Annotated in this window: 39 protein-coding genes; 37 read left to right on the top strand and 2 right to left on the bottom strand. The window is 57.9% G+C overall.

The window, feature by feature from the left end:
* Positions 1 to 17 precede the first annotated feature (17 nt).
* From AACL53_RS11905 to AACL53_RS11755, 31 genes are all read left to right on the top strand, one after another.
* The gene (locus AACL53_RS11905; RefSeq protein ID WP_339084719.1) at positions 18 to 524 is read left to right on the top strand and encodes a hypothetical protein; all 507 of its coding nucleotides are present in this window, start codon (positions 18 to 20) and stop codon (positions 522 to 524) included.
* Positions 525 to 596: 72 nt separating this feature from the next.
* A complete protein-coding gene (locus AACL53_RS11900; RefSeq protein WP_339084718.1) occupies positions 597 to 1043 on the top strand; it encodes a hypothetical protein in 447 nt (148 codons plus the stop codon).
* The gene (locus tag AACL53_RS11895; RefSeq protein ID WP_339084717.1) at positions 1000 to 1320 is read left to right on the top strand and encodes a hypothetical protein; all 321 of its coding nucleotides are present in this window, start codon (positions 1000 to 1002) and stop codon (positions 1318 to 1320) included. The genes AACL53_RS11900 and AACL53_RS11895 overlap by 44 nt, the downstream gene beginning before the upstream one ends.
* Before the next feature lie 417 nt (positions 1321 to 1737).
* Positions 1738 to 1962: a hypothetical protein gene (locus AACL53_RS11890; RefSeq protein ID WP_339084716.1), complete on the top strand. Its 225-nt coding sequence runs from the start codon at positions 1738 to 1740 to the stop codon at positions 1960 to 1962.
* A 96-nt stretch (positions 1963 to 2058) separates the two neighbouring features.
* A complete protein-coding gene (locus AACL53_RS11885) occupies positions 2059 to 2427 on the top strand; it encodes a hypothetical protein (protein WP_339084715.1) in 369 nt (122 codons plus the stop codon).
* An 18-nt stretch (positions 2428 to 2445) separates the two neighbouring features.
* Complete coding sequence (locus tag AACL53_RS11880; RefSeq protein ID WP_339084714.1) at positions 2446 to 2613, top strand: hypothetical protein; 168 nt, start codon at positions 2446 to 2448, stop codon at positions 2611 to 2613.
* The gene (locus AACL53_RS11875) at positions 2610 to 2894 is read left to right on the top strand and encodes a hypothetical protein (RefSeq protein WP_339084713.1); all 285 of its coding nucleotides are present in this window, start codon (positions 2610 to 2612) and stop codon (positions 2892 to 2894) included. The genes AACL53_RS11880 and AACL53_RS11875 overlap by 4 nt, the downstream gene beginning before the upstream one ends.
* Positions 2891 to 3073: a hypothetical protein gene (locus AACL53_RS11870; protein ID WP_339084712.1), complete on the top strand. Its 183-nt coding sequence runs from the start codon at positions 2891 to 2893 to the stop codon at positions 3071 to 3073. Before AACL53_RS11875 ends, AACL53_RS11870 begins: the two co-directional genes overlap by 4 nt.
* A 132-nt stretch (positions 3074 to 3205) precedes the next feature.
* Positions 3206 to 3589, top strand: a complete 384-nt coding sequence (locus AACL53_RS11865; RefSeq protein WP_339084711.1) for an S-adenosylmethionine decarboxylase — start codon at positions 3206 to 3208, stop codon at positions 3587 to 3589.
* Entirely contained in the window at positions 3586 to 3768 is a 183-nt protein-coding gene (locus tag AACL53_RS11860; RefSeq protein ID WP_339084710.1) for a hypothetical protein, read from the top strand. Before AACL53_RS11865 ends, AACL53_RS11860 begins: the two co-directional genes overlap by 4 nt.
* 348 nt (positions 3769 to 4116) lie before the next feature.
* Positions 4117 to 4386 (top strand): hypothetical protein, encoded by a 270-nt coding sequence (locus AACL53_RS11855; protein WP_339084709.1) that lies wholly within the window; start codon positions 4117 to 4119, stop codon positions 4384 to 4386.
* 96 nt (positions 4387 to 4482) lie between these two features.
* Complete coding sequence (locus AACL53_RS11850; RefSeq protein ID WP_339084708.1) at positions 4483 to 4674, top strand: hypothetical protein; 192 nt, start codon at positions 4483 to 4485, stop codon at positions 4672 to 4674.
* Positions 4667 to 4843, top strand: coding sequence for a hypothetical protein (locus AACL53_RS11845; protein WP_339084707.1), 177 nt, complete (start codon positions 4667 to 4669; stop codon positions 4841 to 4843). The genes AACL53_RS11850 and AACL53_RS11845 overlap by 8 nt, the downstream gene beginning before the upstream one ends.
* Positions 4844 to 4919: 76 nt before the next feature.
* Positions 4920 to 5057 (top strand): hypothetical protein, encoded by a 138-nt coding sequence (locus tag AACL53_RS11840; RefSeq protein WP_339084706.1) that lies wholly within the window; start codon positions 4920 to 4922, stop codon positions 5055 to 5057.
* A complete protein-coding gene (locus AACL53_RS11835) occupies positions 5054 to 5284 on the top strand; it encodes a hypothetical protein (RefSeq protein ID WP_339084705.1) in 231 nt (76 codons plus the stop codon). The genes AACL53_RS11840 and AACL53_RS11835 overlap by 4 nt, the downstream gene beginning before the upstream one ends.
* A gap of 111 nt (positions 5285 to 5395) precedes the next feature.
* Positions 5396 to 5674, top strand: coding sequence for a hypothetical protein (locus AACL53_RS11830; RefSeq protein ID WP_339084704.1), 279 nt, complete (start codon positions 5396 to 5398; stop codon positions 5672 to 5674).
* Between the two features lie 16 nt (positions 5675 to 5690).
* Entirely contained in the window at positions 5691 to 6641 is a 951-nt protein-coding gene (locus AACL53_RS11825) for a hypothetical protein (protein WP_339084703.1), read from the top strand.
* Positions 6641 to 6865, top strand: coding sequence for a hypothetical protein (locus AACL53_RS11820; RefSeq protein ID WP_339084702.1), 225 nt, complete (start codon positions 6641 to 6643; stop codon positions 6863 to 6865). The genes AACL53_RS11825 and AACL53_RS11820 overlap by 1 nt, the downstream gene beginning before the upstream one ends.
* A gap of 4 nt (positions 6866 to 6869) precedes the next feature.
* Positions 6870 to 7058: a hypothetical protein gene (locus AACL53_RS11815; protein ID WP_339084701.1), complete on the top strand. Its 189-nt coding sequence runs from the start codon at positions 6870 to 6872 to the stop codon at positions 7056 to 7058.
* Positions 7058 to 7399 (top strand): hypothetical protein, encoded by a 342-nt coding sequence (locus tag AACL53_RS11810; RefSeq protein WP_339084700.1) that lies wholly within the window; start codon positions 7058 to 7060, stop codon positions 7397 to 7399. The genes AACL53_RS11815 and AACL53_RS11810 overlap by 1 nt, the downstream gene beginning before the upstream one ends.
* A complete protein-coding gene (locus AACL53_RS11805) occupies positions 7400 to 7597 on the top strand; it encodes a hypothetical protein (RefSeq protein WP_339084699.1) in 198 nt (65 codons plus the stop codon).
* Positions 7598 to 7692: 95 nt separating this feature from the next.
* Positions 7693 to 7968, top strand: a complete 276-nt coding sequence (locus AACL53_RS11800) for a hypothetical protein (protein ID WP_339084698.1) — start codon at positions 7693 to 7695, stop codon at positions 7966 to 7968.
* Positions 7969 to 8000: 32 nt separating this feature from the next.
* Positions 8001 to 8177, top strand: coding sequence for a hypothetical protein (locus AACL53_RS11795; protein ID WP_339084697.1), 177 nt, complete (start codon positions 8001 to 8003; stop codon positions 8175 to 8177).
* Positions 8174 to 8410 carry a hypothetical protein gene (locus tag AACL53_RS11790; protein ID WP_339084696.1) on the top strand — a complete coding sequence of 79 codons (237 nt, stop codon included), beginning with the start codon at positions 8174 to 8176 and terminating at the stop codon, positions 8408 to 8410. Before AACL53_RS11795 ends, AACL53_RS11790 begins: the two co-directional genes overlap by 4 nt.
* Positions 8407 to 8688, top strand: a complete 282-nt coding sequence (locus AACL53_RS11785) for a hypothetical protein (protein WP_339084695.1) — start codon at positions 8407 to 8409, stop codon at positions 8686 to 8688. Before AACL53_RS11790 ends, AACL53_RS11785 begins: the two co-directional genes overlap by 4 nt.
* The gene (locus tag AACL53_RS11780; RefSeq protein ID WP_339084694.1) at positions 8681 to 8869 is read left to right on the top strand and encodes a hypothetical protein; all 189 of its coding nucleotides are present in this window, start codon (positions 8681 to 8683) and stop codon (positions 8867 to 8869) included. Before AACL53_RS11785 ends, AACL53_RS11780 begins: the two co-directional genes overlap by 8 nt.
* Positions 8870 to 8876: 7 nt before the next feature.
* A complete protein-coding gene (locus tag AACL53_RS11775) occupies positions 8877 to 9119 on the top strand; it encodes a hypothetical protein (protein WP_339084693.1) in 243 nt (80 codons plus the stop codon).
* Positions 9116 to 9325, top strand: coding sequence for a hypothetical protein (locus AACL53_RS11770; protein WP_339084692.1), 210 nt, complete (start codon positions 9116 to 9118; stop codon positions 9323 to 9325). The genes AACL53_RS11775 and AACL53_RS11770 overlap by 4 nt, the downstream gene beginning before the upstream one ends.
* A complete protein-coding gene (locus tag AACL53_RS11765; protein ID WP_339084691.1) occupies positions 9322 to 9987 on the top strand; it encodes a hypothetical protein in 666 nt (221 codons plus the stop codon). Before AACL53_RS11770 ends, AACL53_RS11765 begins: the two co-directional genes overlap by 4 nt.
* Positions 9984 to 10178, top strand: a complete 195-nt coding sequence (locus AACL53_RS11760) for a hypothetical protein (RefSeq protein ID WP_339084690.1) — start codon at positions 9984 to 9986, stop codon at positions 10176 to 10178. The genes AACL53_RS11765 and AACL53_RS11760 overlap by 4 nt, the downstream gene beginning before the upstream one ends.
* A gap of 86 nt (positions 10179 to 10264) precedes the next feature.
* Positions 10265 to 10450, top strand: a complete 186-nt coding sequence (locus AACL53_RS11755; protein ID WP_339084689.1) for a hypothetical protein — start codon at positions 10265 to 10267, stop codon at positions 10448 to 10450.
* Here AACL53_RS11755 and AACL53_RS11750 read toward each other — a convergent pair.
* Positions 10447 to 10710, bottom strand: coding sequence for a hypothetical protein (locus AACL53_RS11750; protein WP_339084688.1), 264 nt, complete (start codon positions 10708 to 10710; stop codon positions 10447 to 10449). The two genes, AACL53_RS11755 and AACL53_RS11750, sit on opposite strands and share 4 nt — an antisense overlap.
* Positions 10707 to 11291: a hypothetical protein gene (locus AACL53_RS11745; RefSeq protein ID WP_339084687.1), complete on the bottom strand. Its 585-nt coding sequence runs from the start codon at positions 11289 to 11291 to the stop codon at positions 10707 to 10709. The genes AACL53_RS11750 and AACL53_RS11745 overlap by 4 nt, the downstream gene beginning before the upstream one ends.
* Before the next feature lie 326 nt (positions 11292 to 11617).
* On the opposite strand from AACL53_RS11745, the gene AACL53_RS11740 reads away from it, so the two are divergent.
* From AACL53_RS11740 to AACL53_RS11715, 6 genes are all read left to right on the top strand, one after another.
* Positions 11618 to 12007: a hypothetical protein gene (locus AACL53_RS11740; protein ID WP_339084686.1), complete on the top strand. Its 390-nt coding sequence runs from the start codon at positions 11618 to 11620 to the stop codon at positions 12005 to 12007.
* Positions 12004 to 13194 (top strand): hypothetical protein, encoded by a 1191-nt coding sequence (locus AACL53_RS11735; RefSeq protein ID WP_339084685.1) that lies wholly within the window; start codon positions 12004 to 12006, stop codon positions 13192 to 13194. Before AACL53_RS11740 ends, AACL53_RS11735 begins: the two co-directional genes overlap by 4 nt.
* Positions 13195 to 13935 (top strand): hypothetical protein, encoded by a 741-nt coding sequence (locus AACL53_RS11730; protein WP_339084684.1) that lies wholly within the window; start codon positions 13195 to 13197, stop codon positions 13933 to 13935.
* Positions 13936 to 14040: 105 nt separating this feature from the next.
* A complete protein-coding gene (locus tag AACL53_RS11725) occupies positions 14041 to 14409 on the top strand; it encodes a hypothetical protein (protein ID WP_339084683.1) in 369 nt (122 codons plus the stop codon).
* Positions 14410 to 14416: 7 nt separating this feature from the next.
* Complete coding sequence (locus tag AACL53_RS11720; RefSeq protein ID WP_339084682.1) at positions 14417 to 15112, top strand: hypothetical protein; 696 nt, start codon at positions 14417 to 14419, stop codon at positions 15110 to 15112.
* Complete coding sequence (locus tag AACL53_RS11715) at positions 15109 to 15669, top strand: hypothetical protein (RefSeq protein ID WP_339084681.1); 561 nt, start codon at positions 15109 to 15111, stop codon at positions 15667 to 15669. The genes AACL53_RS11720 and AACL53_RS11715 overlap by 4 nt, the downstream gene beginning before the upstream one ends.
* The last annotated feature ends 11 nt before the right edge of the window (positions 15670 to 15680 follow it).

The raw sequence follows: 15680 nt of genomic DNA, 5'->3' as shown, positions 1-15680 counted from the left end.
CACTCATGGAGGAGTTCATGACCGAGGCAGCCGCCCTCTTCGAGAAGGCGATGTCTTACGACAAGGTAGGCGATAACTTTATGGACGTAGCCCGCGTGTTGAGAGACATGCTGGACAGCTACCCAGATGAGTTTCAGAAATTCATAAGCCGCTCCAGCTTGGGGCGTCGGAAGATTTACTATCTCGTAGAGATCGACAGGGCTTTCCGGAAACTGTCTGTTTCGAAGAACCGTCTCATGAAGATTGGTTGGACGAAGGCAAACATCTTGGCAAAGCATATCGACGCGACGAACGCGAAAGAACTGCTGGAGTTGGCAGAGAACAACTCAGCGCACGATCTAAAGATACTCTTGGCTGGCGGAGAACCTGTCGCCAACCATCACGCCGTACTGCATTACTTCAGCCCCGAAGACTACCAGCGATACGAGAAGGCGCTCCTTAAGTACGGAGCCGTCCGCGGTCGCAATGGCGGTCTAACCAACAAAGAAGAAGCGCTGATTAAGCTAATCAAGAAGTTGACCTGAGAACGCACTGTTCTCCGGTCACTTTTTGTGCTGTGCTGGTTGTGAAATTAATTGCACGACTAGGAGAGACAGATGACAGATACGCAGCCCTCGGCGGCAGCACCAGAGGCTCCAGCCCCTGAAGTCAAGGATACGCCTCCGCCCCCGATGCCGGCAGACTTCCGTAGTGTGCTCGTGGGCCTTGAGAGCAAGGTCAACAAAGAGCGCGAGCTGCTGATGCACGCCTTGAATGACCCGAAGCTCATTCGCGACTTCGCCACGTTCAACGACCTCGTCAGAGGGATGCAGGCCTCGATCCGCGCCATCGACGTGCTCGTGGGCCGCACAGACCTGTTGGGGCAACCGATCGTCATCCCGTCCACGAACGTCGACCCAGAACCACCAAAGACGCAGCACAACGCCACGGCCCTGTTGGAGACAGAAGAGGGTCAGCAGGTAGAACGTGTCCCGATCAGAAAACCAGAGGCAGAACCTCATGCAGCTAACTCAGAAGGAACAGCAGTTCCTCGCCTTCCATGAAGCACACCCCGAGGTCTACGCAGCCTTCGACAAGTTCGTGAATGAACAGATCGCTCGCGGCATTCAGAGAGTGTCGGCCAACGATGCCTTCTACGACATTCGGCGGCAGCTTGGTCCCGTGCTCTCAGACGGCAAGATCAAGCTCAACTCGAACCACTCGCCGTATTACGCGCGGCTCTGGATGAAGAACAACCCGGAGCACGCCCGTATCATGAAGACGAAAGTCCTCACGACGAAGGGTAGCAAGAAGAGCGACATCGTAGATTTGGCAGTATGAGTAGAGAGCCGAAAAGCACCTTGGTGTTCGTGGGCCGCATTCAGAAGATCAAATCGGCCTCACACCCAGGAACACACGCATACAGGTTCAGGATACTGACACCGGGACAAGGGGCAGGGTCACTCACCCTGTCCTATCCCGACCAGAGAGCTGCAAAGGCCGCTCAGCAACAATTGCTCAGAGCCGAACACTCTCATTACGTGGGCAGCAAGAAGCTCTTCGACGCTCTCTGGGAGGCACTCGGTCTCGCTGAAGAGCATGGCAAATCGAATAGCCAACAGTAGCCAATTGGCCATCGAGTAGGACAGGTCGACTAAGGCCAATTTCACCCGCCAACAATTAATCACTTCCGTGCAATTAATTGCACAAAGACCGCAAAAACTGTACGCTCAAGGTAAGTCATCAAGGAGTGAGACTATGAGCAGGTACGCGGGCAACAAACTGCCATCAGTAATTCTCGGACCGGAATACCCGAAAGCAGTCAGACAGACGGCACCGCCTCTGTGGTTCTACGTGCTGATCGGATTGATCTCAGGAGCCGCAGTGGGTGTGACCGTGAACTACGCAGGTTTCACAAGCCAGATGGAACAGCGTGTACAGCACGCACCGATGATCAGTGGTGTCGTCCATGACGTGCGTTGAGCTGGTTGATCAGTCGTTCTGGTCTGGGATGCTGGTCGGCCAGATAGTAGCTGCCACGATCTGCCTCGGCATCACGCTGTTCTTTGGTAGGAAGCGATGACCGTTGAACCGGAGAGCGACCCCGAGAGTGAACCGAAGAGCTGGGTCGAGGTCGTGGCCAACATCAGGCGCACGCTCGATGTCGCCTTCCTGATCAATCAGCGCGTCTATTACACGCCGGATGGAGCCAAGGCGCTCTCCGAACTGATGCTCCGTATGGCGACCGCCCTCGATATGGCCCGTGAGCTGGTCGAGGAGAAGGACAAGGACCTCGAACGCAAGGACGCTTTGCTAACGCAGCTCGTCGCACACATGGAGGAGCAGAATGCTCGAAATTGGGTTGATCGTGTTCGGGGTTTCGCTGCCGATTATTGGTATCGTGTGCATCGGCGAGCGGGGCGTGAAGCGCGAGATCGAACGTCGTAAGGCCAAATGGAGGGATTGATGATCGAAGCTTTGCAATTAATTGCAATGTACGTGGTGACGCTGGTCGCTCTGTTCTTCTGGCCACGCCTGCTGTTCGCACTGATGTGCCTCGTTGCCGGCTATCCGTGGTTTGCCGTCTTCGCGTTGATCGTCACGTTCATCCGCTTCGTCGAGGACGGCGCGTGACGACGGCTCCGATCACCTGGGACCGCTTCGGTATGCGTGTCCACGCCGAGAAGCTGAAGGATGCCATGACCGACGTCCTCAGAAATGTCCCGTACGCCATCGCGTTCTCGTATGCCCACAAGATGCACGTCACCGATGTTCTCGTTTCAGTCTTTACGGGCCGTTACGTTATACGGATCGAACGCGCCTCGATCGATACCAAGGAGCTGCGCGACCTGCTGCTGCACGGCCTGCACGAGCGCGGCTTCAGAGACCCTGTAGAGTTGGACCTCGTAGCATGAAGACCCGTTTTTACTTCGCCTGGAGAGGCACGTACACGCGCGACTGCGGCACTTCGCATGTCGACGCCGAGAGCGAAGACGTGGCCCGCCATCTGTTTAAGATGCAGCATCCGTACCGTGTGATCACCCGTCTGTGCGCGAGTACGCCTCTGCCGATCGTCCAGGTGATCCATGACTGAAGCCGAACGACAGTTGCTGATCTCCGTGAGCGTCGCCGTATCGGAGCTAGCAAAGCAGAACCACTGGCCGAACGTGTCCGCCCAGATCGATGACTTGCTGCAGATCGTAGCCATAGAAGGAGATTTGAACCGATGAGTCTGCACCCGCCCGTCGAACACAAGCAGGTGATCATCAGAGCCGAGGTGGACTGGTGGTATCACCCGCATCAGGACGCTCAGTTCACGCACTGGCTGGAGAACCTGATCGATACGCAGAACATGAAGATCATGTCTGGGCCGCACGTTGCTTACTGCCATCGCCCGATGCTCGAAGGCTGGTCCGGTGTGGTGATCATCGAGACGAGCCACGTCGCGATCCACGTCTGGGACAAGACCGACCCGGTGCTCGTGCAACTCGACTTCTATACGTGCGGGCAGATGAACGTCACGGCGATCATCGAAGCCCTGAAGGCGTTCGGACTGAAGAATTACGAGACGATCCTCTTGGACCGTGAGTACCAGCTGGAGATCGTATGATGGAATGGGTGATTGTTTATCTGTGGGCCTTGGGCGCTATCGTCACGCTGCTCCACGTCGCTGATCAGCCTGGGGACGACAAACTGTTCAAGTACCTCGTCGTGCTGGCACTGCTCTGGCCAGTCACTGCCCCGGCGACTCTTGTCTGGTCATTGATCCAGCTGCATCGTGGCGAGTGAGTGAAATTAATTGCAAATTCCCCATTGACCAGATGCGGTCAAGTGAGACGATAGAAAGATCAAGGAAACGGACAGGCGCTCGGTCAGTCCGGCATAAAAGCAAGCTCGCCACTGACGGTATTCAGCCCGTAGATAGAGCATGTACGTGGCCTGATCGTTTCCAAAGCACCGCCCGGAATGGTGTTTGAGAGCCCTGAGTCTGCAGCTCGGGGCTCTCTTGCGTCGGCGTTAAGCAGAATGTGAAATTAATTGCAAAATAATGCGTGGGCAGTCGCATTTCTATTGCACTGTAGCCGGCAAGTGAGACGATAGATCATCAAACAACGGCATCTAACAAGGATTGAAACGATGCACAGCTTCTCTGCTCTCCGCGCTCCTGTTGCTCCGGTTGCTATGGCTCCGGTTGACCTCGCCAAGACGACGCGCACCAATCCCCGCAACTTCGGCGCAATGGACGATGCTACGGTTGTCTGCATGGCAATGCGCGAGTTCGGCCGCATGTTCGCTTCCAAGCGTGATGCTGTGACCGCATTGAAGACGCTCCCGGTTGTTCGCCAGCACCAGTTGGACAAGACGCTCGCCAAGGCAGACGCCAAGCGCCTCGGCCTCGCAAACTAAGGAGCAGGCGAGTGCAATTAATTGCATTTCACTTGACTCGTAGCTGCCCAGTGAGACGATAGTTTTATCAAGCGGCCAAACAAGGAGTGAATGGCGATGATCGATATCAGCAAGCTGAACGGGATCGACCTCTACAACGCAGTCTCGGCAGTCGACTTCGACCTCGGCATCGAGATCAGCAAGGATGAAGTCATCGACATCGCTCTCGGCCAGCACCAGCTGTACCCAGCCGGCGATGCAGTCTCCAACATTGTGCTCGAAGTCCTGAAGGAAGCGGTAGGTGGGTAAGATGAAAGAGAAGCTGCTGGCCATCGATGAAGAGCTGGCTCAGATCGAGGCGATCCCGTACGATGAATGTTCGCCCGATCAGGTGAAGCGCCACCACGAACTCTGCAAGGAGCGCTGGGCTATGGAGCCGCCGGTCGGCTTCGAGTTTTTAGGCAGGCGTTGCAATTAATTGCACATTCCAATTGACCCGATGCCGTCATGTGAGACGATAGTTAGGTCAAGCGATCAAACAAGGAGTGATGATCATGACCCTCAAGAAGCAGAAGAAGCTGAACCGCCTGATGAACGACCTGTTCGCACCCGGCGCTAAGCGCGACAGCGGGATGCAAGCCTCGATTGACCGGATGCTCGCAGCCAAGAAGCTGAAGGAGGGCCAGCAGTGAAGTTGGCGACCTACATTGACCAGCTGACAGCAGCAGGAATTGAGCCTAAGATCGCCACGGCTCACGCTAAGGCGATCGAAACCATGCTCGACGACAAGTATGTCACCAAGGACTATCTGGACGCCAAGCTCTCGGAGCTGACGACGAAGCTGTACCAGGCGCTGCTTGTCCAGACTGTCGGCATTGCCGGCTTGATCCTCGCAATCCTGAAGCTCGCTCCGCACTAGGGGCGTTCTTTTTTTTGCTCGGGCGAGTGAAATTAATTGCACTTTCACTTGACCCGGTGCCGCTCAGTGAGACGATAGTTTCATCAAGCGACCAACAAGGATTGAACGGTCATGACACCCTTTAAGCTCAGCCCCCGCAAAGGTGAAATCTCGGTCTACGACGTGATCGATCGCGCCACCGGCAAGCACGTTGGCCTCGTCGAGAAGCGCACGGTCCGTGAGCCCGTCATGACCTGCGACCGCGGTCTGAACTACTGCATCGGCCACACGCAGCGGACGGTCTGGTCGGCGTTCTCAGAGTTCGACTCGATCGCCCGTCAGTCGACGATGTCATTCGCAGCTGAGTGTCTCCACTCGAAGTGGCAGCAGCACATGGGCCTCGCCGCCTAACCGAAAGAGCAGAAGCATGACCGCCAAGAAGTTGAAGCCCATGCTCGCCTTGAGCGAGATACCGAACCTGTACACGGAAGTGACGTTCCCGAAGATGATCTCCCAGAAGCTCGACGGCTTCCGATGTCTGATCGTCGATGGAGTCCCGAAGTCCCGTAAGTTCCTCGACATCCCGAACGCGTTCGTCCGTGAGAAGCTCACAGGCTTGCCTCATGGCCTCGATGGCGAGCTGATCGTGGGCGAGGCCAACGACCCGAAGGTGTTCACGAACACGGCCAAGGGAGTAGGCAAGGGCTCGGGTGAACCAGACTTCACGTTCTGGGTGTTCGACGACTTCTCAAGCCCGGCATCCCCGTTCCAGACGCGGCACAGGGATGCCGAGAACAAGGTGGCGGACTTGAACTTGCCGTATGTGAAGCTGCTTACGCATTCGCATATCCGCACGGCCGACGACGCCAATACGGTCAGCGAGACTTGGTACAAGCAAGGCTATGAAGGTGCGATCCTGAGATGCCCGTCTGGCCCGTACAAGTATGGCCGCTCGACGCTCAGAGAGCAGTGGATGCTGAAGGTCAAGTTCTGGGAGGACGCAGAAGGCGAGATTTTGGCCGTCCACGAGCAGCTGACGAACACGAACGAAGCCCAGGTCGATGAACTCGGCCACACGAAGCGCTCGACAGCCAAGGCCGGCAAGGTCGCCAACGGCACGCTGGGTGCAGTCGATGTCCGCTGGAACAACGGGAAGGAGGTCGTCGAGTTCTCGCTGGCAGCTGGCGGCACGAATGAAGAAGTCGCCCAGCTCTGGTCACAGAGAGACACGCTTCCCGGTCAGCTTGTGACGTTCAAGTTCAACGGCATCGGTGTGAACGGCAGACCGCGGTTCCCGATCTGGAAGGGTGTCAGACCGAAGTTCGACGCCGAGGTGACAGGCGAGGTGGCAGCCATCGTGCATATGAGGCCAGAGTGATGTCTAAGGTGGAAGTGCGTATCGCGACGAAGGTGTACGGCACGTCAGCGTTCGACCTGCCAGAAGGCAGAACGCTCGATGATATTGAGTCGTTCTATGTGAAGAGCGGCACCACGAACGTCACCTGGAAGGACGGGAACAGTGAGAAGTTCGACACAGCCTTCGTTTACGACCCGATCGACGATACGCCCCCGTGTGATGAAGACCTCAGGCTTGTGGAGTAGATCGATGCCTGAGATCAATTACGCCGAACTCGAAGAGCGGCTGCAGACGAACCCGACGCTCGCAATGTGCGAACGACAGGGCTCGACGCATCGTGCTTATGGCTGGGCTCCGAACCCGTGGGGCCACTGGACCGCGATGCAGAAGGCGGCGTACATGCAAGGCTACAACGACCACAAGAAGAGGTACGGGTGATGGCTGACCAGAAGTTCGATACTGAGCTTGCATTCGCCCTTTGGACGTTCGTCGGTCGACAGATGCGCGAGCGTAAGACAGAGATGACCGCGCCTTACGATGCCATGAAGGCGTGGCACCTATGGCGCAAATTCCGACATCTTGAGCAGCCGGACGGCACCAATCCCGCGCTCGATGCTGAGTACGAGAAAGTATTGGAAAGCACGCAATTTCGAGGCGAACCGTGGGTGGAGTATGCCCGCTTCGTAGACGAGATGCTGCACGTCTATCTCGAAAAGTTCTTCGCCAACCCGGCTGCGTGGAGCCACGGCGTCGGTGGTGACGATCCGGTGGAGTTTTGAATGTCTGCCCATCTGCACACGAAACGCTTCCATGTCGAAGTGAGGATACGCGAGAACCAGATCGAGGTCTGGAAGCCAGTGCGTCCGTCCCGCGGTGAGCCGTACGTGTTCACTGAAGATGAGGCCCAACAGTACCTCGAAACGCACATCCTGACGAGCGGTGCACCCGATCGCTTTCGTATGGTAGAGGCACAGTGAAATTAATTGCAAATCCAGTCGCTTTATCCTTGACCCGCAGCCGGCCAGTGAGATCGTAAGATTATAGACACTGACCAACCAAGGATTGAACGGTCATGATCGACATCTCCAAAGTCTCCAGCGTGTATTACGGCCAGGACGGCAAGTGCTGCTGCGGTTGCGCCGGCAAGCATGTGTATCACCCCGATCACGTTGATTACGCCTCGAAGAAGCGCGGCTACGCGGTTGACCGGGACGAGGTGAAGATGTCGACGGTCAAGTATGTGGTCGGCATGATCCAGAAGAACCCGGCCTGCATCCAGGACCAGGACGACGAGATGATCACGGCAGTGGTCGGAACCCGCCTGTACATCGCGTATCTGGTGCACTGAGTGCAATTAATTGCAAAGTTGGAGTGAGTCACATGCAAGCTAACCGCATTGCCGCCCTCGAAGCCGAACTCGCCTCCTGGGAGGACACAGACTTCTGTCAGTCGATGTCAGACGACTTCTGGTACTCGAACCCGCGCCGCAAGGGCGTTCTGGCCGAGATCAGCAAGATTGAGAAGCAGATCAAGGAACTGAAGGCGGTCGCAGCATGAGCAAAATGAAAAGCGTCCTGCAGGACACGGCGTATTCGATCCCGCCAAAGCTGTTCAGGCAGCTCTGTGAGGCGGTCGTCCCGAAACTGCGGGAAGGCATGAAGGAGCTTGGTTTTGAACCAGGCGTCGCCTCGCCTTCGATCGCGCTGACAGCAACGACAAAGATTGACGGTGAGGATGCTCGCGTCCGCATCGAGATCACGCTCGACCCTGATGAGGAGCCCAAGAAATGAACATTTACAGCATCGACGTTCCGATATGGGCGACCGTTTACGTCAAGGCTGAGAGTGAGGAGGAGGCCAAGGCCAAGATGCTTGCGGCTGCCAAGGATCGGTCGTTCGAGTTTGACAACGACGATGACCCCGACCTGCCGATCTCCGGCAAGCAGTTCGACGATCCGGACCTGCCCGAGGTCAGCCTATCGCCAGCCATGACGCTCGCCGATGAAAGTGAGCTTGTGAAGTGCGAGGTTTCGTTCGTGGAGGAGATCGAGGAGAACACCGATGAGTAGGCGATCAGCAGAAGCCCACGCTCTTCAGAACCCGTTGTTCCGGCAGAAGATCGTCGCCGACACGAAGGTCGTCCCCGTCGTCTGCGAGAAATGCTCCGGATACGGAGAGATTAGGGCGTCCCGTCACGACGAAGGTGAGATGTGCCCTACGTGCGGCGGCCTTGGCTTCGCGTTGGAGTAGGTCGTCGTTGAAATTAATTTCAGGGCAGCAAGGAGTGCAGCTCGTGCCGAAACCGACCCTCAGCATATGCCTCGAAGTCATGCACGGAATGCTCGACGACCTGGGGTCGTGGGCTGAAACCAGTTCGGAAGGCTTCACGGAGTCCGAGCAGGCCCGCTTCGATGAGTACGCACTCTTCGTCGTGAAGTTGGAGGAGGACTTAGTGAAGGAAGGGCTGCCGCATAAAGTCGAGAGGATGCTGGCGCTATGAGCTACCGATACACGCGCAACGCGATCAAAGGCACCGAGATCACGTCTGAGAGTAAGACGATCACGGGTGAGCAGCTCTACCAGGAGATGGGCATGGTGGGGCCGGGTGCATTGATGATGCTCGTCAACAAGTGGAACAGGTTGGGCCTGATCGGTGTGCCGAATGGTGGGCCGGTGTACGTCTATGTGATGGATGAAACGATATGAGACCAGTACAGGAAATCGAAGTCGAGAAGACAGACCGTGGCATCCGGATGACGCATCCAGCGTTTGGCCAGCTCGGCGCATTTCGAACCTCGGGAAGGCGCACGCTCTACGGCTCCGACTTCGAGCACAACGCGTACATCACGATCCGTCTGAGCGCCTCGGAGCTGAACCGGGACCTGAGCCGGGATTGGCCGTATGCCAAGAAACAGCTGTTTGAGATCAGCCTATCAGAGGCCCAGTGGGCGACGTTCGTGAGTGCGCTCAATGTCGGGGAAGGCGTTCAATGCACGATCGATTACCGAGAAGGTCATGGCTACGTGCCGTCGTTCCCGATCCCGGACCGCACCGCCCAGTACAGTGCCGAGTTCGCCGGCAAGCTCGACATCGCTCTGCACAAGCTGAGGACGCTGATCAACACGATCGAGGACATGCCGCTCCCGAAGGCCAAGAAGGACACGCTGAAGGGTCCGGTCAACAGCGTGATCACGGAGCTGAAGCACAACCTGCCGTACGTCGCTCGGAGCTTCGATGAGCACGTCGAGGAGACCGTCGAAAAGATGAAGTCCGAAGTCCACGGTTACATTCAGGGTGTCCTGACCCGCACCGGGCTAGAAGCGCTGCAAGGCCAGTCGCCAGTCCTGTTGGAGGAGTCGAAGGAGTGAAGCAGTACGTCTATCTGGCGAAGTATCACGTCCTCGATGCGGGCTTCGGCTACGCAGAGGAGAAAGAAGGCTTCGTGACGGTCCTCGCTCGTGACGCAAACGAAGCGAAGGACTTCGCGCAGAACGAACTGGAGGTGGAGCACCCGAAAGCGATGGTGTCCGTACAAGTGATGCAGTCGATCGGATATTAATTAATTGTGGGTCAGTTTGTGAAATTAGTTGCAAGACTCGTGTCTGCAATTAATTTCAGACGCTGTATTGCCTGCGGGAATTTTGCATGACCAACTTTAGGCCGGTGGCTGAGATGGCCACTCACGAAATCAAAGAAGAGATGGACCGGTTGCAGCAGTATTTGGATACGTGCTCCGATGCTAAGGACCCGGAGTTCGTCCGTTCCTACGACCGCATGAGAGTGCTGAAGTGGGAGTTCACTGAGCGCATTGATAAGCTGATGGGCCGTTAGCGCGGCTTCCGCTCGTAGAGCGCATAGAGCCAGTCCGCGTGATACTGCGAGGCGTACGAGACAGCGGCCACGGCGACGGCACTCGCCTGTTCCTGATTGAGGTCGGGTAGGAGAGCGAGCACGGCCTTCTCGGCAGCCTTGTACGCGCCGTCAGCGCCCTCGTTGTAGTGCTCCCGGTAGGCCTTCGCAGCCGCACGCCAGGCGTCCCGTCGTCGCCCGTCCTCAGGTGGTTTGATCTGCTGGGAATGGCTGTGGTTCATTTCTGAAAGAGTTCCCAGCGTCGTCTGTTGGTGGCTCGCCACTCGGCCGTCTTGAGCTTGAGCCATTCCTTGGTCGGACCCGATTTGTACAGCGATCCGCGGCGCTTCGAAACGATGCCCTCGAAGTTCAGCCGCGAGCACGCTTCGAGCAGGGCGATAGGGTCGTCGAAGCCGTCCGAGAACTGGAAGCGGGTGGTGTTGGTCGATTTGACGATGAGCTGCAGGGCAGCTTTCCGCTCCTCGATGCCAAGGTTCATAAAGTTAACACCGTCCAGCATCAGCAGATCGAAGGCCACCAGACAGAGCGTCGCCCGATTGCCCAGCGTCATGAGCGTCTGGAAGCAGGGCATCCCGCTCTCGTCGCAGGCGATCAGCTCGCAATCGATGATGGCCCGCCGGACCTGCAGGGTCTCGACGACGCCAGCTAACTGTCTGAAACGCTTAGTAAAATCAGCGCCGTTCTTGGAATAGAGCGTATAAGACCCGTCCTCGACGTGCAGCTGGGTACGCCAGCCGTCGAACTTGATCTCGTGAAGCCACTCAGGACCCGTGGGCGGCAGCTTGGCCAGAGCCGGGGCCATGACCGGGACAAAGCGGTGTTTCGTAAGCACGGCCCGTAGATAGGCCCTCGAAGGCCCGGTTTTGAGTCCCGGCGCGGGGTCAAAATACGCGGTTTCATAAATATTCCTGACGCCCCACTAATGGGGGTCGGAAGGAGTAAGCATGAACATGACGATAACCCTGTCAGACGTACCACCGTCTGCAGGAACCGCCATCATTATCGTAACCCGATAAGGCGACAAGGTTGGTCCCACGCTCACAAGGCGTGGGCCGCCGACGCACCGGGTGGTTTGACGTCGAGCCGCGTTTCCGTAGTGTGCAATTAATTGCAAATCCGGAGCGCGTCATGGCCAAGACAGTTAAGCTTCCACAGAATGCTGGACGCGGTGATGATGCGCCGCGCGCCGTGTTTTCGGCAAAGATCGATGCTGGCAAGTCCGTCAGCGAAGTCATCAATCCGAGCGGTGCGACCATCGTCGGCATCATCGTGCCGGCAGGCTGGACTGCGGCTCGCATCCAGTTCGAAACCTCGGTCGACGGCACGACCTGGTACACGATCAAGACCCAGACGGGTGAAATCCCGCAGGTCACAGGGATCACGGGCGCAGGCGCGTATGCCGTTCCCGTTGGTCCGCTCCTGGCCGGCGTCTTCATCCGTATCGCCTCCGTGAACGACGGTGGCCTGCCGGTCAATCAGGTCAGCGCAGCTGCTCTCCAGGTGGTGGCTGTCCAATGACCAAAATCCTAGTCATCGAGAACGTCGCCTCGGGCGGCGGTGAGGGGCCGGAAGCGACCGCGGTAAACTCGGTTGCCGGGTTGACGGGTGACATCCCGGCGCTGAACCTGCTGCAGACCCTGAACCTGTCGAACGTCGACGACACGAGGGACGCCGATAAGCCGATCTCGACCGCGACCCAGGCCGCTCTCAACGGCAAGGCTCCGACCTCGCACACGCATACGATCGCCAACGTGACGGGCCTGCAGACCGCCTTGGATAGCAAGGCCGCGTCGGTGCACAGCCATGCTATTGCCGATGTGACCGGTCTCCAGACTGCGCTGGACGGCAAGGCCCCCGCTTCGCATACGCAGGCGATCAGCACGATTACCGGGCTCCAGACGGCACTTGATGCCAAGGCTGATCAGACGGCTCTGACGACCGGTCTCGCTGGCAAGGCGAACTCGACGCACAGTCACGCCATCGCCGACGTCACGAACCTACAGACCGCCCTCGACGGGAAGGCTGCAAGCGCACACTCGCACGCCATTGCCGATGTTACGGGTCTTCAGACGGCTCTCGACGGCAAGGCAGCGGCATCGCACACGCAAGCCATCAGCACGATTACCGGATTGCAGACAGCTCTCGATGCGAAGGCCGATGCTGCCTCCGTCAGCACTGCTCTCGGCTCGAAGGCAGATCAGTCCGCATTGACGTCAGGCCTCGCCGGTAAGGCGAATACGGTCCACTCGCACGCGATCAGCGACGTCACCGGCCTGCAGACGGCCATCGATGGCAAAGCCGCTGCCGTTCATACGCACGCGATCGGTGACGTGACCGGGTTGCAGACTGCGCTCGATGGCAAGGCGGCAGCCTCGCACAGCCAGGCGATCAGTACGATCACGGGCTTGCAGACCGCTCTTGACGCCAAGGCAGACCTGACTTCGGTGAACACTGCGCTCGCGGGTAAGGCCGCTTCGACGCATTCGCACGCCGTCTCGGATGTCACCGGCTTGCAGACGGCGCTCAATGCCAAGCTCGATGCCACCAGCTACACGGCGGCCGACATCCTGACGAAGATCAAGACCGTCGACGGTGCAGGTACAGGCCTCGATGCCGATCTCTGGAAAGGCGCGACGTTCACGGTGTCGACCGCTGCGCCGTCCGGTGGTGCTGACGGTGATTTCTGGTTCCAGCGGGAAGCGTAAATGTCCCATCATACGCGCGTCGGAGGTGCCTGGAAGAAGACGAACGGCATCTTCGTTCGTGACAGTGGCTCGTGGAAAGAAGTCCAGAACGGCTATGTCAATCAGGGCGGCGTATGGAAGAAGTTCCACTCGAAGGTGGCGGCGACTGCCTCATACGTGACTGGTGGAGGTGCATCCTCGTCGTCCCAGGTTTCGCCGGCATGGCCAAGCCAGGCGCAGGTCGGAGACCTTCTGCTCTTCGTTGGGATGAACCACTATACGGCTGGTGGCCAAGTAGGGAGTAGTCTGACCGGTTGGACTGCTGTGACCGGCGCTGCAAGCTACGCCAACGTATTTGCGAAGATCGTAACGGCTGATGATATTTCGTCGAAGAAGGCGCTCTCTATATCGGGTGGGGTCGTCCTGGCTTGGTGTCTTGTTAGAGGAACATTCACGAAGTTCACCGTCGCTGATGCCCAAGTCATGGGTCGAATGCTTGCGGCGAGTTCTCCGACGACCTTGACCGTCAATCAGCCGGCTGGTTTGAACGTGGTCTTCATTGCTGCCGGAAACGCAAATTCGGCCCTATCGAGTGTGACCGGAACGGTCACCACAGATGCAGACTCCAAACTTGTTTACTATCCAGGCACGGCATTCAAAGCTTATGCCGTTGTTCAGACTGGCGGTACGTCCAAGGCTCTCAGAGCTACATGGTCAGGAAACCAAACGACGATGATCGGCTGTTGTCTCGAACTGACCTAACTGGTTCGTTCTCGAACCCGAGCCGTACGGAAACTAGTGCGATGGTTGTTGGCGTAGTGTATGCCTAGGCCGTGCAATTAATTGCAATTCAGTCGGAGGGACGGCATGGTTGTGAAAGTCCCGAAGGGCTCTGATTTCCAGCGCTCGCCTCCGCGCGTCGTGCGCTCGCTTGTCATTGCCGAAGGCGAGACCGTCTCGGAAGACGTCGAAGTCAGAGGCGAGACGCTCGTCGGCGTCGTCTTTCCGTTCACCTGGACGCCGGCAGACCTCTATTTCCAGGTCTCGTTCGATGACGGCCTGAACTGGCACGATTGCTACTCGTCCACGGGTGTCCGGGTGAAGATCACAGGCGTCGTCCCTGAAGGCTACCACGCAGTCAATGCAGCGCCGTTGATGGGTATCTCGAAGATACGCCTGGTGTCGTCTGTAGCTCAGACGGCAGACGTGCTCCTGACCATGATCCTGTTGAACTGAGGGATGAATGGGCAAGTACGTTTTCCTGGAGGGATTGAACGACGGTGAGGGCGGGCCGGTGGCCGCGTCCGATGTCGCCTATGCGATCTCGTCCGACCCATCGATTGCGAACGTCCAGGAGGCGCTCGACAAGCTCCTGTACAAGGCGAACGTCGTGTCGTTGTCCGGTGGCGGCAGCTACGAGATCGGCTCGACAGTCCACGGCGTGCATCTGGCCTGGTCGTTCAGCAAGGCGATCGTCAGCCAGGCCTTGAACCAAGGCATCGGCGCGCTCGATCTCGATGTCCGTGAGTATGACTGGGACGATGACATCACGTCGAACCTGACGTTCACGCTGACCGCGTCTGACGGCAAGCAGAATGCCTCCGCCTCGACGAGCGTGCAGTTCTACCGGAAGCGCTATTGGGGCGTGGCGGCTGCTCCGACGCTCGACAACGCTGGCATACTGGCGCTCTCGCAGGAGTTCGCGACCAGCCTCAGTAAGACGCTGGCCTACGACGCGACCGGCAAGAAGTACCCGTACTACTGCTACCCGGCGTCGTTCGGCACGCTCTCTGACGTTCGCGTTGGAGGTTTGGCGTTCTCGGACTTCACGCAATCCTTGCAGTCGCTAACGAACGCCAGCGGTCACACGGAGGATTATTGGGTCACCCGCTTTAACGGCATACAGACGGGCGCAAACATCCAGGTGGCCTGGGCATGAAGGTTCTAGGCACCAACGTAGCAGCACCGATCGTCCCGTTCACGACGGAGGACGAGTACCCGACCCATGTCGATGAATACGGCAAGGGCGGCTTGATGGCGTTGCCGTCGACTGTGGAGCGGGATGCGATCCCGGACGGCCGGCTGAAGGTCGGCATGTTCGTCTCAACGGTCGATGACAAGAAGCTCTGGCGGCTCGATGGCCTCGATCCCGTAGTGTGGACGCTGTTTGCCGGTGTCGATGGAGACTTCGCGCCGATCGACTCGCCGGAATTCATCGGCACCCCGACCGCCCCGACAGCAGACCCTGGGTCGGATACGAACCAGATCGCGACGACGGCCTTCGTTGTCAGTGCAATTAATGGCATTGGATACCTGCACACGCAGGCTGATCCGGCCACCGTTTGGACGGTGAACCACAACCTCGGATACAAGCCAGCCGTCGAGCTTTATACGGTTGGCGGCATGGAGTTCGAGGCTGAGGTTCTTCACACGTCGGTCAATCAGCTGATCGTTTATCTGGTTGTGGAAATCGCCGGCTTCGTCCGGTGCATTTAGGGATCATCGGC

Source organism: Hyphomicrobium sp. ghe19, from assembly GCF_902712875.1.
Classification (GTDB): Bacteria; Pseudomonadota; Alphaproteobacteria; order Rhizobiales; family Hyphomicrobiaceae; genus Hyphomicrobium_B.
This window is presented reverse-complemented; position numbering and strand designations above follow the sequence as displayed.

What these genes read in the sequence shown, in the direction of transcription:
- AACL53_RS11905 (WP_339084719.1), top strand. Translation starts at nt 18, where the DNA reads ATGACCGAGGCAGCCGCCCTCTTCGAGAAGGCGATGTCTTACGACAAG.
- AACL53_RS11900 (WP_339084718.1), top strand. Translation starts at nt 597, where the DNA reads ATGACAGATACGCAGCCCTCGGCGGCAGCACCAGAGGCTCCAGCCCCT.
- AACL53_RS11895 (WP_339084717.1), top strand. Translation starts at nt 1,000, where the DNA reads ATGCAGCTAACTCAGAAGGAACAGCAGTTCCTCGCCTTCCATGAAGCA.
- AACL53_RS11890 (WP_339084716.1), top strand. Translation starts at nt 1,738, where the DNA reads ATGAGCAGGTACGCGGGCAACAAACTGCCATCAGTAATTCTCGGACCG.
- AACL53_RS11885 (WP_339084715.1), top strand. Translation starts at nt 2,059, where the DNA reads ATGACCGTTGAACCGGAGAGCGACCCCGAGAGTGAACCGAAGAGCTGG.
- AACL53_RS11880 (WP_339084714.1), top strand. Translation starts at nt 2,446, where the DNA reads ATGATCGAAGCTTTGCAATTAATTGCAATGTACGTGGTGACGCTGGTC.
- AACL53_RS11870 (WP_339084712.1), top strand. Translation starts at nt 2,891, where the DNA reads ATGAAGACCCGTTTTTACTTCGCCTGGAGAGGCACGTACACGCGCGAC.
- AACL53_RS11865 (WP_339084711.1), top strand. Translation starts at nt 3,206, where the DNA reads ATGAGTCTGCACCCGCCCGTCGAACACAAGCAGGTGATCATCAGAGCC.
- AACL53_RS11860 (WP_339084710.1), top strand. Translation starts at nt 3,586, where the DNA reads ATGATGGAATGGGTGATTGTTTATCTGTGGGCCTTGGGCGCTATCGTC.
- AACL53_RS11855 (WP_339084709.1), top strand. Translation starts at nt 4,117, where the DNA reads ATGCACAGCTTCTCTGCTCTCCGCGCTCCTGTTGCTCCGGTTGCTATG.
- AACL53_RS11850 (WP_339084708.1), top strand. Translation starts at nt 4,483, where the DNA reads ATGATCGATATCAGCAAGCTGAACGGGATCGACCTCTACAACGCAGTC.
- AACL53_RS11840 (WP_339084706.1), top strand. Translation starts at nt 4,920, where the DNA reads ATGACCCTCAAGAAGCAGAAGAAGCTGAACCGCCTGATGAACGACCTG.
- AACL53_RS11830 (WP_339084704.1), top strand. Translation starts at nt 5,396, where the DNA reads ATGACACCCTTTAAGCTCAGCCCCCGCAAAGGTGAAATCTCGGTCTAC.
- AACL53_RS11825 (WP_339084703.1), top strand. Translation starts at nt 5,691, where the DNA reads ATGACCGCCAAGAAGTTGAAGCCCATGCTCGCCTTGAGCGAGATACCG.
- AACL53_RS11820 (WP_339084702.1), top strand. Translation starts at nt 6,641, where the DNA reads ATGTCTAAGGTGGAAGTGCGTATCGCGACGAAGGTGTACGGCACGTCA.
- AACL53_RS11815 (WP_339084701.1), top strand. Translation starts at nt 6,870, where the DNA reads ATGCCTGAGATCAATTACGCCGAACTCGAAGAGCGGCTGCAGACGAAC.
- AACL53_RS11810 (WP_339084700.1), top strand. Translation starts at nt 7,058, where the DNA reads ATGGCTGACCAGAAGTTCGATACTGAGCTTGCATTCGCCCTTTGGACG.
- AACL53_RS11805 (WP_339084699.1), top strand. Translation starts at nt 7,400, where the DNA reads ATGTCTGCCCATCTGCACACGAAACGCTTCCATGTCGAAGTGAGGATA.
- AACL53_RS11800 (WP_339084698.1), top strand. Translation starts at nt 7,693, where the DNA reads ATGATCGACATCTCCAAAGTCTCCAGCGTGTATTACGGCCAGGACGGC.
- AACL53_RS11795 (WP_339084697.1), top strand. Translation starts at nt 8,001, where the DNA reads ATGCAAGCTAACCGCATTGCCGCCCTCGAAGCCGAACTCGCCTCCTGG.
- AACL53_RS11790 (WP_339084696.1), top strand. Translation starts at nt 8,174, where the DNA reads ATGAGCAAAATGAAAAGCGTCCTGCAGGACACGGCGTATTCGATCCCG.
- AACL53_RS11785 (WP_339084695.1), top strand. Translation starts at nt 8,407, where the DNA reads ATGAACATTTACAGCATCGACGTTCCGATATGGGCGACCGTTTACGTC.
- AACL53_RS11780 (WP_339084694.1), top strand. Translation starts at nt 8,681, where the DNA reads ATGAGTAGGCGATCAGCAGAAGCCCACGCTCTTCAGAACCCGTTGTTC.
- AACL53_RS11770 (WP_339084692.1), top strand. Translation starts at nt 9,116, where the DNA reads ATGAGCTACCGATACACGCGCAACGCGATCAAAGGCACCGAGATCACG.
- AACL53_RS11765 (WP_339084691.1), top strand. Translation starts at nt 9,322, where the DNA reads ATGAGACCAGTACAGGAAATCGAAGTCGAGAAGACAGACCGTGGCATC.
- AACL53_RS11755 (WP_339084689.1), top strand. Translation starts at nt 10,265, where the DNA reads ATGACCAACTTTAGGCCGGTGGCTGAGATGGCCACTCACGAAATCAAA.
- AACL53_RS11750 (WP_339084688.1), bottom strand. Translation starts at nt 10,710, where the DNA reads ATGAACCACAGCCATTCCCAGCAGATCAAACCACCTGAGGACGGGCGA.
- AACL53_RS11745 (WP_339084687.1), bottom strand. Translation starts at nt 11,291, where the DNA reads ATGGCCCCGGCTCTGGCCAAGCTGCCGCCCACGGGTCCTGAGTGGCTT.
- AACL53_RS11740 (WP_339084686.1), top strand. Translation starts at nt 11,618, where the DNA reads ATGGCCAAGACAGTTAAGCTTCCACAGAATGCTGGACGCGGTGATGAT.
- AACL53_RS11735 (WP_339084685.1), top strand. Translation starts at nt 12,004, where the DNA reads ATGACCAAAATCCTAGTCATCGAGAACGTCGCCTCGGGCGGCGGTGAG.
- AACL53_RS11730 (WP_339084684.1), top strand. Translation starts at nt 13,195, where the DNA reads ATGTCCCATCATACGCGCGTCGGAGGTGCCTGGAAGAAGACGAACGGC.
- AACL53_RS11725 (WP_339084683.1), top strand. Translation starts at nt 14,041, where the DNA reads ATGGTTGTGAAAGTCCCGAAGGGCTCTGATTTCCAGCGCTCGCCTCCG.
- AACL53_RS11720 (WP_339084682.1), top strand. Translation starts at nt 14,417, where the DNA reads ATGGGCAAGTACGTTTTCCTGGAGGGATTGAACGACGGTGAGGGCGGG.
- AACL53_RS11715 (WP_339084681.1), top strand. Translation starts at nt 15,109, where the DNA reads ATGAAGGTTCTAGGCACCAACGTAGCAGCACCGATCGTCCCGTTCACG.